This window comes from Enterococcus florum, assembly GCF_004309355.1.
Taxonomy (GTDB): domain Bacteria; phylum Bacillota; class Bacilli; order Lactobacillales; family Enterococcaceae; genus Enterococcus_A; species Enterococcus_A florum.
Map to the genome: position 1 here is coordinate 36,521 of NZ_BJCC01000022.1, position 22,879 is coordinate 59,399.

Annotated in this window: 19 protein-coding genes; all 19 read left to right on the forward strand. The window is 39.5% G+C overall.

What is annotated here, in order from left to right:
• The first annotated feature begins 327 nt into the window (after window positions 1-327).
• The 19 genes from NRIC_RS12835 (at window position 328) to NRIC_RS12925 (ending at window position 22,770) form a co-directional block, all read left to right on the forward strand.
• A complete protein-coding gene (locus NRIC_RS12835) occupies window positions 328-816 on the forward strand; it encodes a PTS sugar transporter subunit IIB (RefSeq protein WP_146623103.1) in 489 nt (162 codons plus the stop codon).
• A 4-nt stretch (window positions 817-820) separates the two neighbouring features.
• On the forward strand, window positions 821-1,681 hold the full coding sequence (locus NRIC_RS12840; protein WP_146623104.1) for a PTS mannose/fructose/sorbose/N-acetylgalactosamine transporter subunit IIC: 861 nt from the start codon (window positions 821-823) through the stop codon (window positions 1,679-1,681).
• Window positions 1,674-2,516, forward strand: coding sequence for a PTS system mannose/fructose/sorbose family transporter subunit IID (locus tag NRIC_RS12845; protein WP_146623105.1), 843 nt, complete (start codon window positions 1,674-1,676; stop codon window positions 2,514-2,516). Before NRIC_RS12840 ends, NRIC_RS12845 begins: the two co-directional genes overlap by 8 nt.
• Window positions 2,517-2,630: 114 nt before the next feature.
• Window positions 2,631-3,050: a PTS sugar transporter subunit IIA gene (locus NRIC_RS12850; protein ID WP_146623106.1), complete on the forward strand. Its 420-nt coding sequence runs from the start codon at window positions 2,631-2,633 to the stop codon at window positions 3,048-3,050.
• 1 nt (window position 3,051) lies between these two features.
• A complete protein-coding gene (locus NRIC_RS12855; protein ID WP_146623107.1) occupies window positions 3,052-4,827 on the forward strand; it encodes a DUF2264 domain-containing protein in 1,776 nt (591 codons plus the stop codon).
• Complete coding sequence (locus NRIC_RS12860) at window positions 4,824-5,957, forward strand: glycoside hydrolase family 88 protein (protein WP_175580091.1); 1,134 nt, start codon at window positions 4,824-4,826, stop codon at window positions 5,955-5,957. Before NRIC_RS12855 ends, NRIC_RS12860 begins: the two co-directional genes overlap by 4 nt.
• Before the next feature lie 56 nt (window positions 5,958-6,013).
• Entirely contained in the window at window positions 6,014-8,209 is a 2,196-nt protein-coding gene (locus NRIC_RS12865; RefSeq protein ID WP_146623108.1) for an alpha-galactosidase, read from the forward strand.
• Window positions 8,187-9,005 carry a hypothetical protein gene (locus tag NRIC_RS12870; RefSeq protein WP_146623109.1) on the forward strand — a complete coding sequence of 273 codons (819 nt, stop codon included), beginning with the start codon at window positions 8,187-8,189 and terminating at the stop codon, window positions 9,003-9,005. Before NRIC_RS12865 ends, NRIC_RS12870 begins: the two co-directional genes overlap by 23 nt.
• Complete coding sequence (locus NRIC_RS12875; protein WP_146623110.1) at window positions 8,998-10,611, forward strand: glycoside hydrolase family 43 protein; 1,614 nt, start codon at window positions 8,998-9,000, stop codon at window positions 10,609-10,611. The genes NRIC_RS12870 and NRIC_RS12875 overlap by 8 nt, the downstream gene beginning before the upstream one ends.
• Entirely contained in the window at window positions 10,608-11,255 is a 648-nt protein-coding gene (locus NRIC_RS12880) for a bifunctional 2-keto-4-hydroxyglutarate aldolase/2-keto-3-deoxy-6-phosphogluconate aldolase (RefSeq protein WP_146623111.1), read from the forward strand. The genes NRIC_RS12875 and NRIC_RS12880 overlap by 4 nt, the downstream gene beginning before the upstream one ends.
• A gap of 2 nt (window positions 11,256-11,257) precedes the next feature.
• On the forward strand, window positions 11,258-12,253 hold the full coding sequence (locus tag NRIC_RS12885) for a sugar kinase (RefSeq protein WP_146623112.1): 996 nt from the start codon (window positions 11,258-11,260) through the stop codon (window positions 12,251-12,253).
• Between the two features lie 30 nt (window positions 12,254-12,283).
• Complete coding sequence (locus NRIC_RS12890; RefSeq protein ID WP_146623113.1) at window positions 12,284-14,827, forward strand: sigma 54-interacting transcriptional regulator; 2,544 nt, start codon at window positions 12,284-12,286, stop codon at window positions 14,825-14,827.
• A gap of 144 nt (window positions 14,828-14,971) precedes the next feature.
• Window positions 14,972-15,454: a PTS sugar transporter subunit IIB gene (locus NRIC_RS12895; RefSeq protein WP_146623114.1), complete on the forward strand. Its 483-nt coding sequence runs from the start codon at window positions 14,972-14,974 to the stop codon at window positions 15,452-15,454.
• A gap of 14 nt (window positions 15,455-15,468) precedes the next feature.
• Window positions 15,469-16,284, forward strand: coding sequence for a PTS mannose/fructose/sorbose/N-acetylgalactosamine transporter subunit IIC (locus NRIC_RS12900; RefSeq protein WP_146623115.1), 816 nt, complete (start codon window positions 15,469-15,471; stop codon window positions 16,282-16,284).
• Complete coding sequence (locus NRIC_RS12905; protein WP_146623116.1) at window positions 16,281-17,108, forward strand: PTS system mannose/fructose/sorbose family transporter subunit IID; 828 nt, start codon at window positions 16,281-16,283, stop codon at window positions 17,106-17,108. The genes NRIC_RS12900 and NRIC_RS12905 overlap by 4 nt, the downstream gene beginning before the upstream one ends.
• A gap of 65 nt (window positions 17,109-17,173) precedes the next feature.
• The gene (locus NRIC_RS12910; protein ID WP_146623117.1) at window positions 17,174-17,890 is read left to right on the forward strand and encodes an alpha/beta hydrolase; all 717 of its coding nucleotides are present in this window, start codon (window positions 17,174-17,176) and stop codon (window positions 17,888-17,890) included.
• Between the two features lie 174 nt (window positions 17,891-18,064).
• The gene (locus NRIC_RS19730; RefSeq protein WP_265416115.1) at window positions 18,065-18,187 is read left to right on the forward strand and encodes a hypothetical protein; all 123 of its coding nucleotides are present in this window, start codon (window positions 18,065-18,067) and stop codon (window positions 18,185-18,187) included.
• Between the two features lie 598 nt (window positions 18,188-18,785).
• Window positions 18,786-21,215, forward strand: a complete 2,430-nt coding sequence (locus NRIC_RS12920; protein WP_146623118.1) for a GH39 family glycosyl hydrolase — start codon at window positions 18,786-18,788, stop codon at window positions 21,213-21,215.
• A gap of 160 nt (window positions 21,216-21,375) precedes the next feature.
• Window positions 21,376-22,770, forward strand: coding sequence for an MFS transporter (locus NRIC_RS12925; protein WP_146623119.1), 1,395 nt, complete (start codon window positions 21,376-21,378; stop codon window positions 22,768-22,770).
• The last annotated feature ends 109 nt before the right edge of the window (window positions 22,771-22,879 follow it).

Here is a 22,879-nt window from a genome sequence, read left to right on the forward strand (position 1 = left end):
GAAGCCTTTCTTACTGAACTGAACTCAAAGTAGACTCTTGAGTTCAGTTTTTTAATAGAAAGAGTATCTCTGTGCCGACACAAATTTTCTTCTCTATCGACAGAAGAACTGTGAATATAAATGCGTCAAAAAGCTGCAGGAACGGCAATGAACGGCAAATAATAAATGCAAGGCCTTTTCGCTTAAAGCCTTGTTACATAAGGAAAACGCTTAATTAAACGAAAAAAAGCAGTTAGAATTGGAAATAATCAGGAAGCTCGACTAAATTTGGCATGGGACTTGCTAATAATAAAGTGAAATGAAAAACAAGAAATGGAGGAATAAAAAATGATTTCTATGATTCGAATTGATGACCGTCTAGTTCATGGACAGGTCGCAGTGAAGTGGTCGAAGCAATTAAGTGTGAACCGCATCGTGGTTGTAAGTGATTCTATCGCAAAAAATGAAATTCAGATCAGCGCCTTGAAGATGGCAGGACCGGCAGGAGTGAAGGTTGCGGTGCTCTCGTTAGAAAAAGCTGTAAGTATTCTGAACGATCCTCGTTCAGAAAAGTTGAATATCCTAGTGGTAACAAATGAACCAAAATATGTGTTGGCGCTGTTGCCTAAGTTAAACCAAAAGCCAGTGTTAAATATGGCAAATTACGGACGGATTGGCGGTTCATTGTCAGATAAGGAAAAGATCACCGAGACCGTTTATTTGTCACCAGAAGATAAGGAAGTAGTGAAGCAGGTATTTGCTCTTGGCTATGATTTTAATTACCAGCCGTTACCAGACGATGCGCCTCAATCACTGAAATCGTTAATAGGGGGATAAAAACATGTTAGCAAATGCTTTAATTGTTGGGTTTGTTGTTGCTCTAGCTAAATTTGTGGATTGGTGGGGTTCGACGCAGCTGTCTCGTCCAATCTTTATTGTGGCCTTATTAGGACTTTTATTAGGACATCCGACCGAAGGAATCATTATGGGTGCTCAATTAGAATTAATTTTTTTAGGAAATGTTAGTCTTGGCGGCGTGATGCCTTCAGATATTACTTTGGGATCGATCTTCGGTGCTGCCTTTGCGATGATCGTAGGTTCTGATTTGAATGTGGCTATTGCGTTGGCCGTTCCAATCTCTATGCTAGGGACCTTGCTATATTCTTCAATGAAGATGGTGGTTACTTCGCTGGTGCCTCGTTTTGAAAAACATATCCGTGAGCACAATTATAAAGCCTTCAATCGGCTGTGGCATCTTCAATTCTGGGGATTTGAGCTCTGTTATTTCTTATTAGGCTTTATCGTAATTTTAGTTGGTGCAGATGCGGTGAAAGCTTTTGTAGAGTGGCTGCCTGCATGGGTACAAACTTCTATGACAGTTGCGGCAACGATGCTTCCAGCAATTGGTCTGGCATTATTGTTAAAAATGTTATGGCAAAAGTCTTTAGCACCGTACTATTTCTTAGGCTTTGCTTTAGGCGCATTTTTCTTTTATCAAAAAGCCACAGAAGTAAAAGATGGCATTATTACGACAGAGTCCAGCAGTATTTTGTCTTTAGTTCAGATTGCCTTTGTCGGATTTATTATTGCGGCTCTGGTTGTGATGTCTGAATTAAAAGCCAATAAAAGAGACGTAAAAGCTGCTATGAATAATGCGGTTGTTGATGCTGACGATGAAAGTGAGGGCTTTTTCGATGACTAAAAATGAAATGTTGAAACTAAATAAAGATGAGCGAAAAATCGTATCAAAAATGTTTTGGCGAAATCAGTATCTAATGTTTTGTACTAGTTATACAAAACAGCAGGGAATTACCTATGGGTGGTTGATGGCGCCTTTCTTACAAAAAGTATATGGAAAAGATACAGAGGAATTTTACGATGCGATGGGTCGACACCTTGATTTCTTTAATACGGCCCCGGCAATGAATGGCTTTATTTCAGCACTGACGCTTTCGATGGAAGAAGAAAATAAAGAGCTGGTCGATCGTGGAGAATTTTTTGATACATCAGCGATTCCCGCATTAAAAACTGCATTGATGGGACCTCTAGCTGGGATCGGTGATGCTATTTATCTCTCAGTTTTACGCGTAATTGCAACTGGAGTCGCCTTAGGTCTTAGTGAGCAGGGAAATATCTTAGGGCCGATTTTATTTCTGTTAATCGTCAATGTACCAAATATGTTGATTCGCTGGTTTACAACGGTGGTTGGCTATAAAGCAGGCGGTACCTTCATTTCGGAGGCCATGCGGTCAGGTACTTTCGCCGCCATTACAAAAGGTGCGGCAGTCTTAGGTTTAATTATGACCGGAGCGATGACGGCACAATTTGTCACATTCAAAACTACCTTTGAGGCGAAATTATCGGGAACAACCTTCAATTTACAAAATGTTTTTGATTCGATTATGCCAGGACTATTACCGTTAGCGATCACCATGATTTGCTTTGCCTATTTGCGCAAACATAATCGTCCTGTACGTGCATTAGTTGCGATCTTTGTTTTAGCTGTAGTATTTACTATTTTAGGTATTGCAGGTTAAAAATATAAGCAATCTATTCCGAGCAGTTTATGTAAAAACTGCTCGGAGTTTTTGTTTTCGACAGATTGTTGGCACACCAATTGCTTAATTATAAATGAACAGACTATCAAAGGAGTGACGAATTTGAAAAAGAAATTTTTTCTAATATCTCATAATGAATTTGCCCATGGATTAAAAAAAGCACTGGAAATGATTATAGGACCGCAGGAAAATTTGTATTCTTTTGGACTGATGCCTGGTGGACATCCTGATGAGCTCATTCAACGAATCGAAGCCTTCATCACCGATGATACAGAGGCTGTAATTCTAGGTGATATCGCAGGAGGGAGCGTGTGTAATTCCGCGATGCGCTTAACTACCAAAAGAAATGTTGTGTTAGTTACAGGAACGAACTTGCCTTTAGCGATGGAAATTATCGTAGGACAAACGACATCATCAGAAGCAATCCAACAGATCATCACCGCAGTCAGAGAAGGCATGAAAATTTTGACACTCGAGCCTGCTTGTCAAGAAAATACAGAGGATTTTTTCTAACATGACTTTTAGTAGAAAAGCAGTCCTTGATTACCTGTTGGATTTGCTGCCTGAGGATGATGAATACCTTGCTCAAAGCGGCAGCGCCTATTTAATTGAAATTCGTCAGTTAGAAAGTATTCTGCGACCGCTTTGGGGAATATTGCCAGCATGTAGCGGTTCACTTAAGGAGCTTAAAAGCTTCGACGCTATCATGAAATTTCAGGAATGTGTCGAAAACAAGCAGCTGCCGACTATCTCTACTGCAAATCGTCAAATTGCGGTAGAAGCAGGTGTACTGGGTTACGCCATCGGTCAATTCGGTGAAGCTTTTTTACGATTGTTTAGTCAAGCTGGACAGGCCTATTTGATTCAATGGCTGAATCAGTTGAATCAGATTGAGTTTCCGGCAGGGAATTGGTATTTCTTTTTAATTCTGATCAATGGTGCGTTGAAGGAGCAGGGCTTACCATATTCGGAGGAACGCCTCGCTTTTGCAAAAGCGGGAATCGAGTCGTTTTATTTAGGTGATGGCTGGTATTCAGACGGAAAGAATCAGCAGCGAGATTATTACGTTGCCTTTGCCTTTCATTTTTACGGCTTGCTTTACAGCCGTTTTTCCAGGGATGGGCAGGGACAGGTGTATGTTGAGCGTGCAGTTCTGTTTGCCAATGAGTTTAAGCATTGGTTTGATCCTGTCGGACGTTCGCTGCCATATGGCCGAAGCTTAACGTATCGCTTTGCACATATCAGCTTTTGGAGTGTGTTGGTCGTTAGCGGGGTGTATCAAAAGTCGAATCTAAGTTTAGCTGAAATTAAAGGGATAATTGGCCGGAATTTACGATTTTGGCAAAAGTGTCCGATTCAGTTGCCAAAGGAAAAGAATCTGTCGATTGGCTACGCCTACAATCAGTTGATGTTATCGGAAGATTATAATGCACCAGCTTCTCCGATGTGGGCGTTTAAAGCATTTGTTTTATTAGAATTGCCAGATGACGCACCATTTTGGACGCTTGATGAAGCGGCTCTGCCGATCCAAGCGCATAGTGTCCAAGCACACGCCGGCTTTCATATTACTCAAAATAAGGAGCAAACTATCGCTTTGAGTAATTTGCAGTATTGCAGCAATCAGAAACTGTATCATCAAAGTGAAAAATATACGAAATTTGCGTATTCATCTTATTTTGGCTTCAACTTGACCCGCGACAATCAAAACATTGAGTCATTTGCGGTTGATTCTACGCTAGCCTTTTCTCTGAAAGGGCACAATCAATACCAAACACGCCAGCGAATTTTTGCTTCAAAAATTTTTCCTACCTATAGCTGGAGCAGTTGGACAGTTTGGGAGGAGCTTAAGGTACAAAGCTATCTTGTTCCGATGGATGGTCATTCGCATGTGAGAATTCATATGATTGATACACCGTATCCTGTTGAAGTTTTCGAAGGAGGATTCCCATTAGTTGATTGGAATCCCAAATATAATCAACCAACCTTCACTTCGACCAGCAGTTGTTTAGAAAATCGCTTTGGCTTTAGCTTAATCAAGGATATAAAGGGTAATCGTCAAGCGGATATTGTCAGTCAGGGTCCTAACACCAATATTTACTCATCAGAAAAAAATGGTATTCCTGTTTTGAAAATAGAACGATCAAAAGGAAAGGTCACATTTGCGGCACTCGTAGCTGGTGGGCCTAAAAAAGCAGCACTTCCCAAGCTGCAATTTTTTGAAACGACAGCTGATTTTCAAATTTTAACCAATAATCAAGAATACATAATCAAAAAGGAGCAATGGATATGATTAATGCAGAAACGACACAATGGGCAAAGAAGATTTTAAAAAAAATCGATGAAAAATTAACGGTCGAAGCAAAGCGCCTAGGAGGGAAAATTCCTTATATTCCTAGTGTAGAAACGGGACTTTATGAAGAAGACCTAGGGACATCTGATCCTGTTTGGTGGACCAACGGTTTTTGGTCAGGCATGATGTGGCAAATGTATCATGCCACCGAAAAAGAACTTTATAAAAAAACTGCTGAACTAAATGAAGTAGCTTTAGATAAGGCCTTTGAGATTTATACAGGTCTGCATCACGATGTGGGTTTTATGTGGCTGCATACCGCCGTGGCAAATTTTCGTCTAACAGGAAATGAACGTTCAAAAGAACGGGGACTTCATGCGGCTCATCTATTAGCAGGGCGTTACAATCCTAGAGGAAAATATATCCGTTCTTGGAATCGGGATCGTGCTGGTTGGGTCATCATTGATTCAATGTTGAACATTCCAATGCTTTATTGGGCAGAAAAGGAGATCGGTGATCCGCGTTTTCGTTATATCGCTGAAGATCATGCGGATAAGGTGATGAATCAGATTGTAAGACCGGACGGGTCAGTCAATCATATCGGTGTTTTCGATCCAACAAACGGCGAACTAATCGAGACGCCAGCCGGTCAGGGCTATGCCTCAGGATCTTCTTGGTCGCGCGGACAAGCCTGGGCAATTTACGGTTTTGCATTAAGTTATCTTCACACAGGGAAAACAGACTATCTGGAAACTGCAAAAAAAGTGGCCCATTATTTCATTTCTGAAGTCGCGAAAACAGATTGGATTCCAGTAGTTGACTTTAGAGCACCACAAGAACCGGTGATGATTGATACGTCAGCGGGAATGTGTGCTGCCTGTGGCCTTTTGGAGATCGCTAAGCATGTGGATGAGTACGAAAAAGCGTTGTATATTGATGCCGCAATAAATATCCTGCAAGCAACAGAAGAAAAATATGCCATTTGGGATACGGAAAAAGATGGACTGATTGATTTTTCAACAGGTAGTTACCATGAAGAAAAATGGACCGAGGTGCCGATTATTTATGCGGACTATTATTTTGTTGAGGCCATTTTGCGTCTATTGGATAAAGATTTTCTAATTTGGTAAAAAATGAAGACTTAAGGGGGGTCTTAAGTCTTTTTCCGCAAAGGATGAGGAAATAAATGAATATACAAGGATTGAAAACCATCACTCTAGCCACAGAGTGTACTCAGATTAGTTTTGTCGTATTAGAAAGTGGTCATTTAGCATTAGCCTATTTTGGCGAACGCTTGCCTGACACAGATTTAGCCTACGTCATTACTGAAATCAAAAGAGCCAGCTATTTAGCTGATACAGATGGGATAAAAGATTTTAAACTAGAACAAATTCCGCTAGTATATCCTGCTTTTGGGAATCCCGATATGCGAACATCTGCCCATCAGGAAAGCTATCCAGATGGCTCCCGTTTAGCAGATTTTCGCTATCATCATCATGAATTTTCAATTGAGAAGGAGCCGCTTGAGGGATTGCCCTTCGCTCAGCACAAAGAGCAGCAGGTCTTGAGGATTTTTTTGCAAGATGAATTAACGAAAAATGAGCTGCTGCTTCAAATTACCGCTTTCGTGAAGCAGGATGTATTTACCCAATCAGTGAAATATACCAATCATTTGAAGGAACCGATATTTCTTCATTTTTTGATGTCGCTAAGCATCGATTTTCTCACGGATAAATTCGATTTACTGACACTAGGCGGCGCATGGGGCAGAGAAAATCAGTTATCTAGGCAGCCAATTCGTCAAGGATTCCAAGGCATTGATAGTAAGCGAGGCGCCAGTGGTCATGGTCAAAATCCCTTTATAGCGCTGATGGATCCTGAGACCACCGAAGATTCGGGACAAGTGATTGCCGCCAATTTGATCTACAGTGGGAATTTCTCTGGAAAAGTAGAAGTAGACATGCATCAAAATTGCCGATTGCAGCTTGGAATCAATCCCTTTGAGTTCGGCTGGAAATTAAACTGTGGAGAAGCCTTTCAGACACCAGAAGCAGTTTTTTTAACGACTGAGGCTGGATTAACTGAAATGAGCCATCGTTTCCATCGTTTTTTCCAAGAATGTCTGATTCAGAGTCCGCACCGTACAAAAGAACGCCCAATTTTACTCAACAATTGGGAAGCCACCTATTTTGATTTTACCCGCACAAAAATTATTGAAATGGTTGATCAGGCCTGTGATCTAGGGATTGAATTGTTTGTGTTAGATGACGGCTGGTTTGGGAAGAGAAATGATGATACGACCTCTCTGGGGGACTGGTTTGAAAATGAAGAAAAGTTAGGCGGAAGTCTTTCCTCTTTAGTAGATGAGGTCCATCAGCGTGGATTGAAATTTGGGATATGGGTAGAGCCGGAAATGATTTCCTTATCTAGTCAGCTGTATGAAAAGCATCCAGATTGGCTCGTTCAGGTACCCAATCGTACCCCGCAGATGGTTCGAAATCAGTATATGTTAGATCTTACGCGAAGAGAAGTTCAGGACTACTTGATCCAAACGCTGAATCAACTGTTTGCCGAAAATCAAATTGATTATGTCAAATGGGACATGAATCGCAATGTAACCGACAGTTATTCAGCCAATCTTGCATCCGATCAACAAGCAGAATTTTCCCATCGCTATATTTTGGGACTGTATCGCATATTAGCGGCAATCACTTCTCATAATCCGAAAATTCTCTTTGAAAGCTGCGCAGGCGGTGGAGGACGTTGCGATGCTGGAATGCTGTATTACATGCCGCAAACATGGATTAGTGATGACACGGATGCGATCGCTCGACTGGCAATTCAAGAAGGAACGGCACTTGTTTATCCTCCTGTAACGATGGGCTGTCATGTGTCCGCAGTGCCTAATCATCAGGTCGGTAGAAGTACTCCACTCAAAACAAGAGCACTCGTAGCACAACAGGGAAATTATGGTTACGAACTGGATATTTTGAAGCTGACAGTTTCTGAAAGACAACAAGTAAAAAAACAGATTCAAGAATATAAAAAAGAACGAGCAACCTTGCAATTTGGTAAGCACACCCGCTTAGCAGTCTATGATCCAGCAAATGAGTTTGCTTGGCAAAAGGAAAATGAGCAAACCGGTGAGTTGATCGTCACGCATATAACTATTTTAGCTAGACCCAATACCGTTCCTAAGAGATTAAAGCTGAAGGGCCTGGAGGCAACCGCTCGTTACCTGGTTAACAAAGAGATACATAGCGGTCAAGAATTGATGAAGATTGGTTTAATGATTGACCAACCAGTAAATGATTTTTACACGACAAAATGGAAGATCGAAAAATTGGAGGACAGTGAGTATGCTGACATTGAAATTGGTTGATTTTGCAGGAGCTATTGTTGGAGAGCGATCCCACGAAGAAGAAACGTACCTTGCTTATAAAACGCGAGAATACGCAGCCGGAGAAAAAATTATCTTAGAGTCCAGTGAAACCGAGTGCTTTGTTTGGGTACAGGTAGACGAAGCCCTACCGGCAAGTTTAATCTACTTAACCACCAATCAATGGGAATTTCCTATTATTACGGATGCTGAATTAAAAAGGGCATACTCCCCAAAACTATTTGCTGGAGAGAGACATTATATTCGAGCGTTCTTGCCGAAAGGCTATGAGGTAGAAAATTATCGTAATTTGGCCTTGAATGCTCATGATCAAAAGAACGATTCAGGTGCCTATCCCCATGCATTTGCCAATGTAGAAACGCGCAATGATTCAACCTTTTTTGCCCGTAATGCTATCGATGGCATGATTGCAAATGAAAGCCATGGTTCATTTCCGTACCAATCATGGGGAATCAATCAACAAGCGGATGCTCAGATAACTATTGATTTTGGACGTGAAATAGTTACGGATAAGCTCGCGCTCGTTTTGCGGGGGGATTATCCACATGATAGTTATTGGGAAGCAGTCACTTTAGAATTTTCCGATGGAGAGCAGCTAGAATTAAAAACGACGAATGCTCTTGATCGCCAATATTTTTCCTTTGAATCAAAAAGAACGAGTACTGTAACGTTAAAGAAACTAATGAAACACCAAGATGGCTCACCATTTCCAGCACTCACAGAATTAGAGGTTTATGGATATGAGCTGCATGGAAGGGAGACAATTTGTTATGAATAAGCTAGTTAATCCAATTTTACGCGGATTTCATCCCGATGCGAGTGTGGTAAAAGTTGGAACCGATTATTATTTGGCAACCTCAACATTTGAGTGGATGCCTGGAGTAGAAATCTATCATTCAAGGGATTTGGTAAATTGGCAATTGATCGCCAATCCCCTTCAGAATAGCCTTCAGGCATCATTAATTGGAAACTATAATTCAGGCAGCATTTGGGCGCCGCATCTGAGCTATACAGAGGGACGCTTTTGGCTGTTGATTACAGATGTAAAGACAGGAAATGCTTTTAAGGATACGTTGAACTATGTTTTTTCTTCTGAAACAATCACAGGTGATTGGGGAACGCCGACCTTCGTGACAGCTAGTGGCTTTGATCCAGCCTTTTTCCATGATGATGACGGTCGTCATTACATTATGAGTATGCTGTTTGACCACCGTTTGGAGCAGCCAAATTTTACTGGTTTAGTCATTCAGGAGTTCGATATTGAAAGCATGCAATTGATCGGTGAACGCGAGTACTTTTACACGGGGACCGATTTAGGAGTATGTGAAGGACCGCAGCTGCTAAAAAAAGATGGCTGGTATTATTTATTGTGCGCAGCAGGTGGAACAGGCTACAGTCACGCCGCGACAGTTTGCCGATCAAAAACTATTATGGGACCCTATGAGCTTTCACCCTATCATCCTTTTTTGACCACCAAGCCAGTACCTGAAAATCCGTTACAAAAAAGCGGCCATGCATCGTTTGTCGAAGTTTCGTCAGAGGAATGGTACATCGTGCATATTTGCTCTCGTCCGCTTACTAAACGTGGGAACTGTACCTTGGGTCGTGAGACGGCACTACAGAAAATTGACTGGATTGATGATTGGCCACGGCTCAGTAATGGAACAATGTTTCCAGATTTGGCGGTTGAAGTTCCTAGTATTGCTCAAAACAGTGACCAGCAGCTTGATTTTAGTACGCAATGTGATTTCACAGACCCAGAACTTCCAGATTACTTTAAAACATTAAGACAACCACTTTCGGAAATGAGCCAAAAGATTTCTCTGTCAGAGCGTCCCGGTTATTTGCGCTTGTATGGTGAACAAAGTATTACCAGCCTGCACCGTCAGACATTGATTGCTCGACGATGGCAGCATTTTTGCTTCAAAGTGGAAACCGAAATGGAATTCGAACCAGAGAATTTTCAACAAATGGCTGGTTTGGTTCTATTTTATGACACTGATAATTGGCACTATCTGCAGGTTTCATATGATGAGAGGCTACAGTCAAAAGTTATCCAAGTAGAGACCGCTAGAGTCCACCAATTCATTTACCGCTCCGAGCGAATCGCTATTCCATCAGATAAGCCCATTCGACTAGCGGTTAAGGTCGATCGAGACCAAGCCCAATTCTTTTACGGAATCGGAAATGGCGAAATACAGCCAATTGGCGAGATACTAGAAGCAGATCATCTAAGTGATGACTATATCAAGGCAAACGGAAAACTGGCATTTACAGGTGCGATGGTAGGAATATGTGCACAGGATTTTGATCGCCATCGCTCGTTTGCTGATTTCAATTATTTTAATTATTTAGAAAATCATACAAACGAGGCGAAAAAATGAAAAAAATGGATAGCTTAAAAAAAATAGAAAATGCTGGTGTGATTGCTGTTATACGTGGAAATTCGGCCGAACAAGGAAAAAAATCCTGCGATGCTTTGCTTAAAGGTGGGATTAAAGGACTGGAAGTCACATGGACTCTACCGCAGGCTGATCAAGTCATTGCAGAAGTGAAAGCTGAAATTAGGGATGATGAGGTAATCATTGGTGCTGGAACGGTACTTGATGCGGTAACGGCCCGTTTAGCAATCATGGCTGGTGCTGAGTTTATTGTCAGCCCAACATTTGATCAAGCAACCGCAGAAATCTGTAACCTATATCAGGTACCCTATCTTCCAGGCTGTATGACGATCACAGAAATCAAGGAAGCGATGAAGTCTGGAGTAGATATCGTTAAACTTTTTCCAGGCTCAGCATACGGCCCAGAAATTATTTCTGCCTTTAAAGCACCTATGCCTCAAGTAAATATCATGCCGACAGGCGGCGTTAGTTTGAATAATATGGAGGAATGGTTTAAAGCGGGAGTGGTTACGGTTGGTGTAGGTGGGAATTTATTGAAGCCAGCAGATACAGGGAACTATAAAGAGGTAATCAAAATGGCTGAAAGCTATGTGAAAGAATTTAAACGTATAAAAGAAGGTGCCTGATAATGGAGAAAATATTGGCTTTTGGGGAAATTATGCTTCGATTATCCACCATTGATAACGCAAGACTAGATGAAAGTACTGAATTTGCATCTCATTACGGTGGAGGAGAAGCAAATGTGGCGATATCATTGGCAAATTTTGGTCATCAGGTAGGTTTTGCATCAAAAGTTCCTGATAATCCATTGGGGTATGCAGTAAAGAAACACTTGAATAAATACGGTGTTGATACCTCTAGCTTATTATTTGGTGGTGAACGACTTGGAACTTATTACTTGGAAAAAGGAGCAGGCCTTCGAGGAACCAATGTCATCTATGATCGCGCACACTCAAGTTTTTCAGAAATGCAGGAGTTGGAATGGGATAGCATTGAGTTATTTGAAGGTGTTAACATAATACACATTTCCGGGATAACTCCTGCATTAAGTACGAAATGGCAAAACTTGATGGTACAATTAATAAAAAAGGCAAGAGAATACGATGTAAAAGTTAGTTTAGACATTAATTATCGAGGAAAGCTTTGGTCGGTTGACGAATGTGGTGCGTTTATTCGTAAGATTGCTCACTATATTGATTATTGTTCCGCTGCAAAATTAGATGCGCTGAATTTCTTTAAAATCTCTGAAAAAAAAGATGCAGGCTTAGATTATTATTATCAAGCCATAGCTGAAAGCTATCCGAATATCAAAGTGTTTTATTCAACTAAACGCAAAGTTTTTGATGCTCAACATAATCAATTACAGGGAAATCTCTATCAGAATGGTAATTTATATCAGTCGAAAATGTATGATATTAATCATATCGTTGATCGAGTTGGTGGAGGAGATGCGTTTACGGCTGGGATTCTACATGGATTAATCAAGTATGATGATCCCCAAAAGACGATCGATTTTGCTGCAGCAGCATCGACACTGAAGCATACTGTTTCCGGCGACTGCAATTTATTCTCAGAAAAAGAAGTACAGGACTTTTTAGATACAAGCGGAGAAATTAAACGATAAGGTTTCACGTAAACGGAGAGGTGATGAAGAATGTCAGTTCAGGAAGAGTTATTATCTTATATTCAAGAGAATTTTGTAAACGAACCTGTAACAGCATCACTGATTGCAGAAAATAAAGGACTTAGTAGAAATACTGTAAGTCATTACTTAAATCGTTTGGCAGAAGAAGGACATTTAAGAAAGATAAAAAGTAAGCCAACGACTTTTGTTTTTGAAACATTTTCTCAGGAGATAGATTCCTTTGAAAGCTTAATTGGCTACGATGGTTCTTTACGTCCAATGGTTCAGCAGTTCAAATCAACAGTTATGTATCCTAATGGGCTGCCGTTGATTTTGAATGGTGCTAGCGGGACAGGAAAAAGCTTTATTGCACGACTGATCTATGAGTATGCGAAAGAAAAGGCCCAGATTGAACCAGATGCTCCCTTCGTGGTTCTGAATTGTGCGGACTATGGAAACAACCCTGAATTACTTTCATCCGTTTTATTTGGCTATGTATCTGGGGCCTTCACTGGGGCGAATCAGGAGAAAAAAGGCCTGCTCGATGAAGCCGATGGAGGATATCTTTTTCTAGATGAAGTGCATAATCTTACTGCGGAAAATCAGGAGAAACTATTTCTATTGATCGATTCGGGTCAATTTCGACGTCTAGGTGAGAACGAGAAATGGCGTAAGACTCGCGTCCGTTTAATTATGGCTACAACAGAAAATACGGAATCGACGTTATTGACGACTTTTCGTAGAAGAATTCCTTACGAAGTCATATTGCCGCAATTTTCATCACGTCCTTTAAATGAGCGTTTACGTCTAATCCAACTATTTTTTCAACAAGAAGCAAACAAAGTGAATAAGCAGGTGAGTGTTTCTCAGACTTTGATTAAAGAACTATCGAAAATCAAATTCGAAGGAAATATTGGACAACTGAAAAACCAGATTAAAGTTTTAGTCGCAGATGAATTACCAAGACAGTCGGCTGAAATCATCGTTATTCCTTATCATAAAGCGGTTGTCAGAGAATGTGATTCTGTCAGTTTTATTCCAAATGACGAACCCCAGCCGTTGGCTGTGCAATGTGATTCTCTCAATCATTTAAGAGAAGAAATGAAAGAAATTCAAAAATTCAGTCAATTAGTTAATAGAACGAAGAATCTTTTCTTTTTGATGGAAAACTATTTGACTGAAGCAGATAACCAGTTAGAAAAACAAATGAATGATTTTTTTACATTATTTGGATATCGTGATATTGAAAAATTAATTGATAGAAAATTAAGACAATATGGTTTTCTACCTTCAGAGGCCCAACGAAAACGTCTTACTAAAATAATTTATTTTTTTAATGGTCAGGGATTTATCTTTGAAAGGAATATTGCCATTGAAGAGACGGACCGCTCTAGTTTTCGCAAGTATTTTGTAGTGACAGATTCATTATTGGAAATGTATCATGGGCACCCATTATTTAATCAGTTCAGGAGTTTATTGGCAGCCTATTTATCAAGTGAATTTCCAATCGTTTCCAAAATAAATGCAATAATTGTTATGCACGGGAAAAATAATGCAAAGACGCTTGCTGCGACAGCTAATGAAATGATTGGTGAGTATATTTTTGATTATTTTGGAATGCCTTCATTAGTTAGTACCCAGGAGATTATCAATGAAATCGTCAATTACACGAAAAAAGTCGATACTAGTCAAGGCTTAGTTATATTAGTAGATATGGGATCTCTAGAAAAAATTTACAGCAGTATCAAAGGAAATGTGAGTGGGGATTTGATTGTTATGAACAACGTGTCTACTGCTTTAGGTATCGAAGTAGGAATGAAGCTGCATCAGGGTGCAACAACGCGTCAATTAGAGCAATTAGATTTAGAACACTTCAAAGTGGATCGTCAATATTTTGAGGGAGTTTCACAAAAACCCAATGTTTTGATTGCTTGTTTATCTGGTCAAGGGATTGCGGATAAAATCAAGGATATTTTTATAAAATATCTTTCTGACGAGGTTGACGTGTTGACTCTTGATTATCAGAAATTAGCCGAGAAATGTCAAAATCTGGATGAGATATTTTTCAAAAATACCATTGCAGTTATTACTACACCTAAAATAGAGGACAGTATACAACCGATAATTTCAGTCGAGGAAATTGTCAAAGATACACAATCATTAATGAGTCTTCAAGATTATATGGATCAATCGGCGATTAAACAGTGTGGAAATGATATCTTGAAATTATTTACAATTGAAGGTGCATCAGAGCGTTTAAACTTTTTGAATCCAGAACGAATCATCAATGAGGTTGGCGAAGTAATTACTTCATACGAAAATTATTATCAAATTAGTTTTCCAAATTTTGTGCGGATTAATCTCTTTTTGCATATGTCTTTGATGATTGAACGAATTCTGACAGGTGGCGACGATGAGAATACAGATTTTATCGTCAAAGATACAAATGAATTCAAGAATTTCTGCGAGTTTTCTGATGTTGCATTCGATAAAATATGTAAGAAATACAATCTTCGTATTCCAAAAACCGAATATGCTATGGTTTATCAATTGGTGAAGCAAATGATGGGATGATCCCATTCGAAAGAAGTGTCGGAACAGGCTCCGACACTTCTTTTTAGACTGAGTATTGATTTGATAGGATTTTTGAAAAATAAAGTTGGCATAGTATTTGCATTTAATAAAGTGAACAAGAAAACAAGTAAGGAGTGAAACACAATGATTAAAATGGTACGTATCGATGAACGTTTGATCCATGGTCAAGTCGCAATGATTTGGAGTAAACAGCTAGGAGTAGATCGAATTATCGTTGTAAACGAAAAGGCGGCGACTGATCCAATTTTATCTTCGACTTTAAAAATGGCAGCTCCAGATTCTATCAAGGTCATTATTCTTGATGAAGAGAAAGCCAAAGTTCTACTGCGAGATCCAAGAATGAATGATTTGAGTATTCTAGTCATCGTTAATTCACCTAAGGATGCATTATTCGTTGTTGAAAATGCCAGTGAGATCAAAAAGGTTAATCTTGGAAATTATGGAAAAGCTAGTAAAGATGGTGATGAGCGGATTAAATTGAATGATAATGTCTTTTTGGGGGAGAAGGATAAAGAATATTTAAGAGAGATCATCAAATTAGGCGTAACAACCGAATATCAATTAGTTCCTGATCAGCCGATCACGGATATGAAGACAGTGCTTTAAAGGAGGAAAAGAAAATGATGCAATCGGTTTTAGTTGGTTTGATTATGGCTCTTGTCAAATGGTTGGATTGGGGTTTTCTGAATATTATGCCACGTCCCATTTGGATTGGTCCACTTGTGGGATTGGTTTTGGGTGATTTAACCCAAGGGATTATTATTGGTGCTGCAATCGAGGCCGTTTTTATGGGAACGTTTACCATTGGAGGTTCGGTTCCTTCTGATATTACAGCGGCTGCGGTTTTTGGAACGGCTTTTGGTATTTTGACTGGTAAGGGTGTTACTACAGGCGTTGCTTTGTCTGTCCCAGTCGGGTTGTTGGCAGTACTACTATTCAATGTTGTTTGTTTAATTTTTAACTTCGTTGTTGATTTCGAAGACCGAGCGATCGCTAATCATAATGAAAAGCAATTCAATCTTGCACACTTTTTTGCGATGTTTTTCTATCCAGCAGTCTATTTTGTTATGACTGTAATTGTATTACAACTGGGTGTTGGTCCAGTTGAGAGCTTTATGAGTAATTTGCCTGAGCAAGTTAATCAAATGTTGAATGTAATGGCTCAGTTGTTGCCAGCCTTAGGGATGGGAATTTTGATCAGCTCTATGTGGGACAAGGAGATTTTACCATTCTTCTTTATTGGCTTTGTTTTAGCGGCCTACTTGGGAATGAATACGATGGGAATAGCTGTTTTAGGTGGCGCAATTGCAATCTATTTCATTCTTACAGATTTCAAGAAGACCAAAGAATTAAATGAACTAAAGAAGCAGCGAATGGTTGTGGGTGCTACAAATAGCTCAAATCTAAATGACGAAATGGAGGACTTCTTATCATGATGAGATTCGATTTAGCAAAGGAAGAAAAGAAAGATTTAAATCGCATGTTTTGGAGACAAATGACAGGAATGTCTGAAATGACCTATGTTCGATTGGAAGGGCCGGGATTTGGCTGGGCGATGATGCCGTTACTTAGAAAAATTTATAACAATGATGAGGACTATTATAACGCTGTAGCTCGTAATATGATGTATTTCAATACGAATTATGCCTTCATTCCTTTTATCCAGGGGATTGTTCTTTCGATGGAAAAAGAAAATGCTAGAAATCCACAAGAAAACATTAATGAGTCTGTAAACGGAATCAAAGTTGGTTTGATGGGGCCACTTGCTGGACTTGGAGATTCCTTTTTCGTAGGCACATTACGCGTAATCGCTGCGGGTGTTGCAATGAGTCTCGCACAAGAGGGCAACTTATTGGGTCCGATTCTCTTTCTTCTGATTTACCATATCCCGTTTTATTTTATTCGATATTATGGCGGTATCGTTGGGTATAAACTAGGTGCAAGCTATATTCAAGAAGCTCAAGAAAGTGGGTTATTGCGATCCATTACGAAGGGTTGTAGCATGCTAGGATTAATGATGATTGGCGCCATGACTTTTATGAATGTTCCTTTCAAACTATCAGTAGTTTTGAAAATGGCTGGTCAAAAACTAAATCTGCAAGAGATTTTAGATCAAATCCTGCCAGGATTGTTGTCTCTTGGTTTCGTTTGGCTAGTTGTTTGGTTGATTAGAAATAAGAAAGTATCAACAACAAAATTATTAATTGGAATTTTACTTGTTTCAGTAGTTCTTGGTGGGCTAGGACTTGCTGGAAAATAATCGAGTGAGATGACCGTGATAATTATCATGGTCTTTTCTTCTATTCTAGAAAAAGAGGTGAGACAATGTACATTCAAGGTTCTTATTATTCAACAGTTTTACAACGAAGTAAATCGTATGTTGCTATACTACCAGAGAAGATTCCTAGAGAGGTTCGAGTGGTTTTCTTGCTACACGGAATTGGATCAGATGAACGCACATGGGCTCTAAACGTGCCGTTAATTGAGTACTCTGAAAAGTATAATGTTGCCTTTTTCTGCCCTGCTGGAGAAAACAGCTTCTATACAGATCATGCTGATGGCGAAAACTATGGAGAAGCGATCGGAAAAGAATTCTATGAAGTAATAAAGTCACTGTATCAATTGAATTTTGAGCGAAAAAATGTTCAAATAGCAGGTTTCTCAATGGGAGGTTATGGGGCAGTTTTACTGGGGTTACGATACTCAGAATTATATAGTCGAATAGGAGCCTTTTCTCCCGCTTTTGTTTTTTACAAAAAAGAGCGCAAAGAAGTGCACTACCAAAAAGTTTTTTCAAAAGGTGATCAGGGAAGTGAAAATGATTGCCTTTTTCAATACAAAAAACTTCTAAATCAGCGAAAAGAAATTCCAGCTATTCAATTTTCCTGTGGTAAAGAAGATCCACTCTGCGAACAAACAGTAAAAGTGATTGACCAAATTAAAGCGCTTGATTCCAACGCCCCAATAACCTTTTATCTACAAGCCGGGTTTCATGATTTCTCATTGTGGAGTAAAGATTTAGTGAGATTTTTAGAGATATAAGTTAATGTGATAGCCTTTGTGTAGCGGCAATTGTAGAAGTAATGGAAAAATCCATAAGGGAAAAAAGATTTGTTTCTAGTATTAACTCAATTTGCAAGTATATATTATTTCTTTGAAGTCCAATCATTTATATAGATGATTGGGCTATTTTTGTGTCTAAAGGAGGATCAAACAATGTTCAATACACAAGAAAATCGCTATATCACGAGGGGAGTGAATGAACAGGTACTAAAGGAAATGCAGCAACGTTGTTTTCAATTGATCAATGAGAAGGTGATACAAGCGAATGTTCAGTAAGATTACCTACAGATAGCTGCCAGAATTGTTTATAATTGGCTGTTAGGTGCATCTTATAATTCAGAGTTAGAAGTACTTAAGACCAGTGAACAAGATAAAAACATTTTATCTGAAATAGGTCCCCCACTCTTTACAAAAGAAAATGATGATCGGTTTTCTGAAGTCTCTGATCGCACGATGAGTAAAAATGAACGTCCTGTCAAAATGAGTTCTTTTATTCTGCCAATGTTTACATCACCTGATTATTCTTTAAATGAAATCTATACCACACTTTTTAAAAGTTCAGACTTGGAAGCAATTGCTTGAAAAACACAAGAAAGGAAAGTTTATTTATCTATACCCCGATACAGGATCTACCTATCAATTTTATGAAAAACGAGGATTTACGGTCTCAAGAACAAACAGATCAACATATTTGCTCAATAAATAGAACAAATATGTTGATTTGTTTGTTCTAAAGAGATTGCTCGAGCAATCGACTATATAGATTTAGTTCATATTTCACTGAATCGTGTGTATAATATATATTATTTTGCTGCGAAGAAAAAGACATTCATTTATGCTTTTTTATACTAGTTTAAAGAGGTGAGAAGTCATTATGCGTCTAATCGAACCATGGGATAACATAGAAATAAATTTATTAACGGGGAACCGAGTAATGCAGCATTTTGATTCGAATATCCATCTAATCTATGTATTAGCTGGAGAAGTGACGATTGAAAAAGAAGACACTATCGTTTCGTTGCAGAAAAATGATTTTTACATTTTATCAAAATCGTTAGTTCATACCGTCTATACTAAGAATGCGCGAACCTTTGAAATTGTTTTGAAGTATGATTTTGAAGTGCAGACAGATTACGTTTTTGAAGGAAATTCAGTGACGGATACGAAGAGAACGGATGATCAAGTCGTTCAATCCATTGAAAGGCTACTAAAGCTGTATATTTTGCAGGAGAAACAGACAATTTCAGCGGTCTTTGAAGAGTATTTTCATATCCTGCAGCTGTTGGAGAAGGAGTATACCAAACCATCGACGATAGAAGAAGAACGGAGCATGAAGCAAAAGGTCTACGAACTGAAATTTTACATTGATAATAATTTTGATAAGGACATCCGTTTAGTGGACATAGCCCATAAGCTGTATGTTTCCGATCAGTATTTATCACGCAGCTTTTCTAACGAGATCGGGATGCCGATGAATGAATATTTGATTCGTAAGCGCTTGGAGAAAGTTCGCAAAGACTTGCTAGAGACGGAAAAATCGATTACCGATATTGCTTTTTCAGCAGGCTTCTCGAATATTAACTCTTTTAATCGTCTGTTTAAAAAGTATCAAGGATTGACGCCTAGTGAGTTTCGCAAGGAAATAAAGGCGGAGTCTAAAATCGATTCGAAGAAAAACCGACTTGAAAAAGCGGATATTCAAAGCCTAGAGAGCTATTTTAAAGAAAAGGATAGCAAAATCGATGATGAGACGATTCAAGTTTCCATGCAGGAATCTAGCCATCAAAATTTTCAGAAAAATATGATCAATCTCGGGTATGCGGGTGATTTGACCCATGCGTCCTTTGCGGAACAAATTCATTTTTTGCAGAAAAATAATCCCTTCTATTATGGCAGAATCTGGGGACTGCTAAGCGAAGAAATCCTCGAACAGGTAGGAGAAGCTTATGATTTTTCGACAGTCGATGAGATCATTCGGATCATACTGAAGGCGGGAATCAAACCTTTTTTAGAACTCGGCTTTAAAGGGAAGCTGATCCATGAATCCCATACGCAGATCGTCAAAAGTCATCCCTTTATCCGAAAATCTTATGAATTATCGGATTTAATCCAACGGTTCCAAGTATTTTTCCATCATTGTGTAGATGTCTTTGGGTTAGAAGAGGTTTCCTCTTGGCTGATTGAGATTTGGAAGCCAAATCCATTAGTCTTGAAGACGATCGGCTGTGAGGAATTGATGCGCATCGATGACAATGGACTCCAAATGAATCTGGCGAAAGAAAAAACGTACATTGAGGTCTTTACAAAAATTCAAAAAGCGGTGAAGCAAATTGTTCCGGAAATCCAAATAGGCGGCTGTGGGTTAAGTTTGGACATCGAAACCCGAGATTTAAGTGATTTTCTTACCCAATGGATCACGAGTAAAGGGGCACCAGATTTTTTAAGCCTGTCGATTTATCCTATGGATGCGGTGAAGCAGCAGATGAATCAGAAAAAGCAACATCATGAGCCGATTTCACCAAACTCGGAGTATCTGCTTCACCGAATCAAAGGCTTCAAAGAACTTTTAGCAGAAATGAATTACCAGGGCAAAACATTTATTACGGAATTCAATGTAACCATCTTAAGTCGTGATATTATCAACGATACGGCTTTCAAGGGCAGCTACATTTTAAAAAATGCCCTCTCGGCTATGCCTTATTGTGATTTGATTGGTTATTGGCAGCTAACGGATCTGTCGGTGACCACCTTCGATACTGCCAATAAGGAAATTTTTGGCGGCTCTGGGTTGATTTCTAAAAGTGGGATTCCTAAGATCGGGTATTATGCCTATCGCTTCCTTAAGCGCTTAAGTGATCAGCTAGTATTTCAATCAGAGGATCTATTGATCACGAAGGATGATCCAAATAAAATCCAGATCCTGTGCTACTCCTATAGTCACCTTAATTCTACTTATTATTATGACTATAGCAGCGCATTTACGAGAAGGAACGCGGCAGCGCTGTTTGCCTCCGGGACTGTCCAGAAAAAGCAGGTATTACTGAAGGACTTGAAGGACGAGGAAAGCCGCTATCGTATTAAGTATTATCGTATCGGGGCGGCGGCAGGCAATATATTGGAGGAAATCAATCAAGTCAGCAGTTCGGATCGGCTGGACGATGAAGTGATCGCTTATCTAAAGCATCGCTGTGAACCGCAGCTTGAAATCAGAGAAGGCCATTCTCGAAACCATCAGTTAAAGATCGAAATGGAACTTTCCCCCCAAGATATTCAATTGATTGAGATCCAAAAGGTCTCTCGTTAACAAGATTGTGTAATACAATCTTGTTTTTTTGTGGGAATTTTGTCGATCTTCCTGTGAAAGTATCAATAGAATCAATGACAAACGCCGAGTATTGTTTCCCGTGACAGCTTAAACTAGTCATTGTAAACGTTTGCAAATACAACGATTCTAGGAGGTTCACATGGAAAAAGAGGTCTTTGAGAATGGAATGAAGATGGAGAAAAAAGGATTAACGAAATTTTCGATGATTGCGTATGGTTTGGGAGACTTGGCGAGTCAATTTGTTTGGACGTTTGTCGGCACTTATTTAACTGTTTTTTATACAGATATTGTCGGTTTGGCTCCTGTGGCAGTTTCCATGATTATGTTGGTTGCTCGTTTGTGGGATGGGATCAATGACCCGATGATGGGAATGATCGCAGAACGGACAAGAAGTAAATTAGGCCGTTTTCGTCCCTATATTGCTTTTGGTTCACCGTTTTTAGCACTCTTTTCAGTTTTGACCTTTACTGGCCCATTTGGCAATGGAACCGCAGGTATTGTCTGGGCAGCGGTTATTTATATTATCGCCGGAATGATTTACACATTGGTGAATATTCCTTATGGTGCATTAGCAGCAGTCATGAGTGAGGATGCCAATGAGCGAAATCAACTGAATGCTTGGCGCTCTGTGGGAATGAATGTGGGGATGATCATTGTTAACTCCATGTCTTCCTTTATCATGCTAGCATTCTCGGATGGTTCGCAGGTAGCGACGGGACGCGGCTATTTTATGACCGCCTTGATTTATGCAGTGATTTCCATTCCTTTGTTCTTTGCGGTATTTGCGACTTCTCGAGAAGTTGTTCAGCCGATGAAAAATGAACACAAAGTACCGTTTCGTACCACGATAAAAAATGTCATTGGAAACAAATATTTAATGATTGTTTTTCTGATTATGATCTTGCAAATGACGGCCTTCATGGGCAGAATCGCCGTAACCACGTTCTATGTCATTTATTGCCTAGGGGCATTTACGTTGATTGCGTTACTCATGACGATTCCTTCCATTGGCGGTGCACTTTGCTCATTAGCGATTGTCCCGTTAGTGAAACGATTTGGAAAACGCAACGTGTTGATGGTTTCCTTGATTCTTCAAGGGATTGGTTTGCTGGTGGTTTATTTTGCAGACTTTGATAACCTGCCGATGATTATCGCCGGTCACGTGATCTTTGGGCTATTCAATATGGGCTTTCCAATTTCACTATCTTTAGTAGCAGACTCAGTCGATTATCAAGAATTGAAATCAGGCGTTCGGACCGATGGTACCGCTTATGCCACTTATGGACTCGCGACAAAAATTGGAAACGCTATTGGGGCTTCAGTAGGGATTATGTTGCTGCATTCCTTTGGTTATCAGGCGAATATGGAGCAATCACTGGCAACTAAAAATGGCATCAATCTTGTGGTAAATCTGATACCAGCAATCCTGTTCTTTGTATCGGCCTTGGCTTGTCTCTTATGGAACTTAAGTGACAAGGACACGGATGATATTCGTACACAATTAGATAAAAAGCGTGAGAGCAACAACGATTGAGCATAAATGTATGATATAAATTTGTACGAGAAAAACCAAAGAATGAGAAAGTGCAAAGAAGTTTGGCTTTTTCTTGTAACTTTTGAGAAGTACAAAACTCAATGATTCT

Bases quoted from the DNA above. Each gene is read 5' to 3' on its own strand.
- NRIC_RS12835 (WP_146623103.1), top strand. From the start codon at position 328: ATGATTTCTATGATTCGAATTGATGACCGTCTAGTTCATGGACAGGTC.
- NRIC_RS12840 (WP_146623104.1), top strand. From the start codon at position 821: ATGTTAGCAAATGCTTTAATTGTTGGGTTTGTTGTTGCTCTAGCTAAA.
- NRIC_RS12845 (WP_146623105.1), top strand. From the start codon at position 1,674: ATGACTAAAAATGAAATGTTGAAACTAAATAAAGATGAGCGAAAAATC.
- NRIC_RS12855 (WP_146623107.1), top strand. From the start codon at position 3,052: ATGACTTTTAGTAGAAAAGCAGTCCTTGATTACCTGTTGGATTTGCTG.
- NRIC_RS12860 (WP_175580091.1), top strand. From the start codon at position 4,824: ATGATTAATGCAGAAACGACACAATGGGCAAAGAAGATTTTAAAAAAA.
- NRIC_RS12865 (WP_146623108.1), top strand. From the start codon at position 6,014: ATGAATATACAAGGATTGAAAACCATCACTCTAGCCACAGAGTGTACT.
- NRIC_RS12870 (WP_146623109.1), top strand. From the start codon at position 8,187: ATGCTGACATTGAAATTGGTTGATTTTGCAGGAGCTATTGTTGGAGAG.
- NRIC_RS12875 (WP_146623110.1), top strand. From the start codon at position 8,998: ATGAATAAGCTAGTTAATCCAATTTTACGCGGATTTCATCCCGATGCG.
- NRIC_RS12880 (WP_146623111.1), top strand. From the start codon at position 10,608: ATGAAAAAAATGGATAGCTTAAAAAAAATAGAAAATGCTGGTGTGATT.
- NRIC_RS12885 (WP_146623112.1), top strand. From the start codon at position 11,258: ATGGAGAAAATATTGGCTTTTGGGGAAATTATGCTTCGATTATCCACC.
- NRIC_RS12890 (WP_146623113.1), top strand. From the start codon at position 12,284: ATGTCAGTTCAGGAAGAGTTATTATCTTATATTCAAGAGAATTTTGTA.
- NRIC_RS12895 (WP_146623114.1), top strand. From the start codon at position 14,972: ATGATTAAAATGGTACGTATCGATGAACGTTTGATCCATGGTCAAGTC.
- NRIC_RS12900 (WP_146623115.1), top strand. From the start codon at position 15,469: ATGATGCAATCGGTTTTAGTTGGTTTGATTATGGCTCTTGTCAAATGG.
- NRIC_RS12905 (WP_146623116.1), top strand. From the start codon at position 16,281: ATGATGAGATTCGATTTAGCAAAGGAAGAAAAGAAAGATTTAAATCGC.
- NRIC_RS12910 (WP_146623117.1), top strand. From the start codon at position 17,174: ATGTACATTCAAGGTTCTTATTATTCAACAGTTTTACAACGAAGTAAA.
- NRIC_RS19730 (WP_265416115.1), top strand. From the start codon at position 18,065: ATGTTCAATACACAAGAAAATCGCTATATCACGAGGGGAGTGAATGAA.
- NRIC_RS12920 (WP_146623118.1), top strand. From the start codon at position 18,786: ATGCGTCTAATCGAACCATGGGATAACATAGAAATAAATTTATTAACG.
- NRIC_RS12925 (WP_146623119.1), top strand. From the start codon at position 21,376: ATGGAAAAAGAGGTCTTTGAGAATGGAATGAAGATGGAGAAAAAAGGA.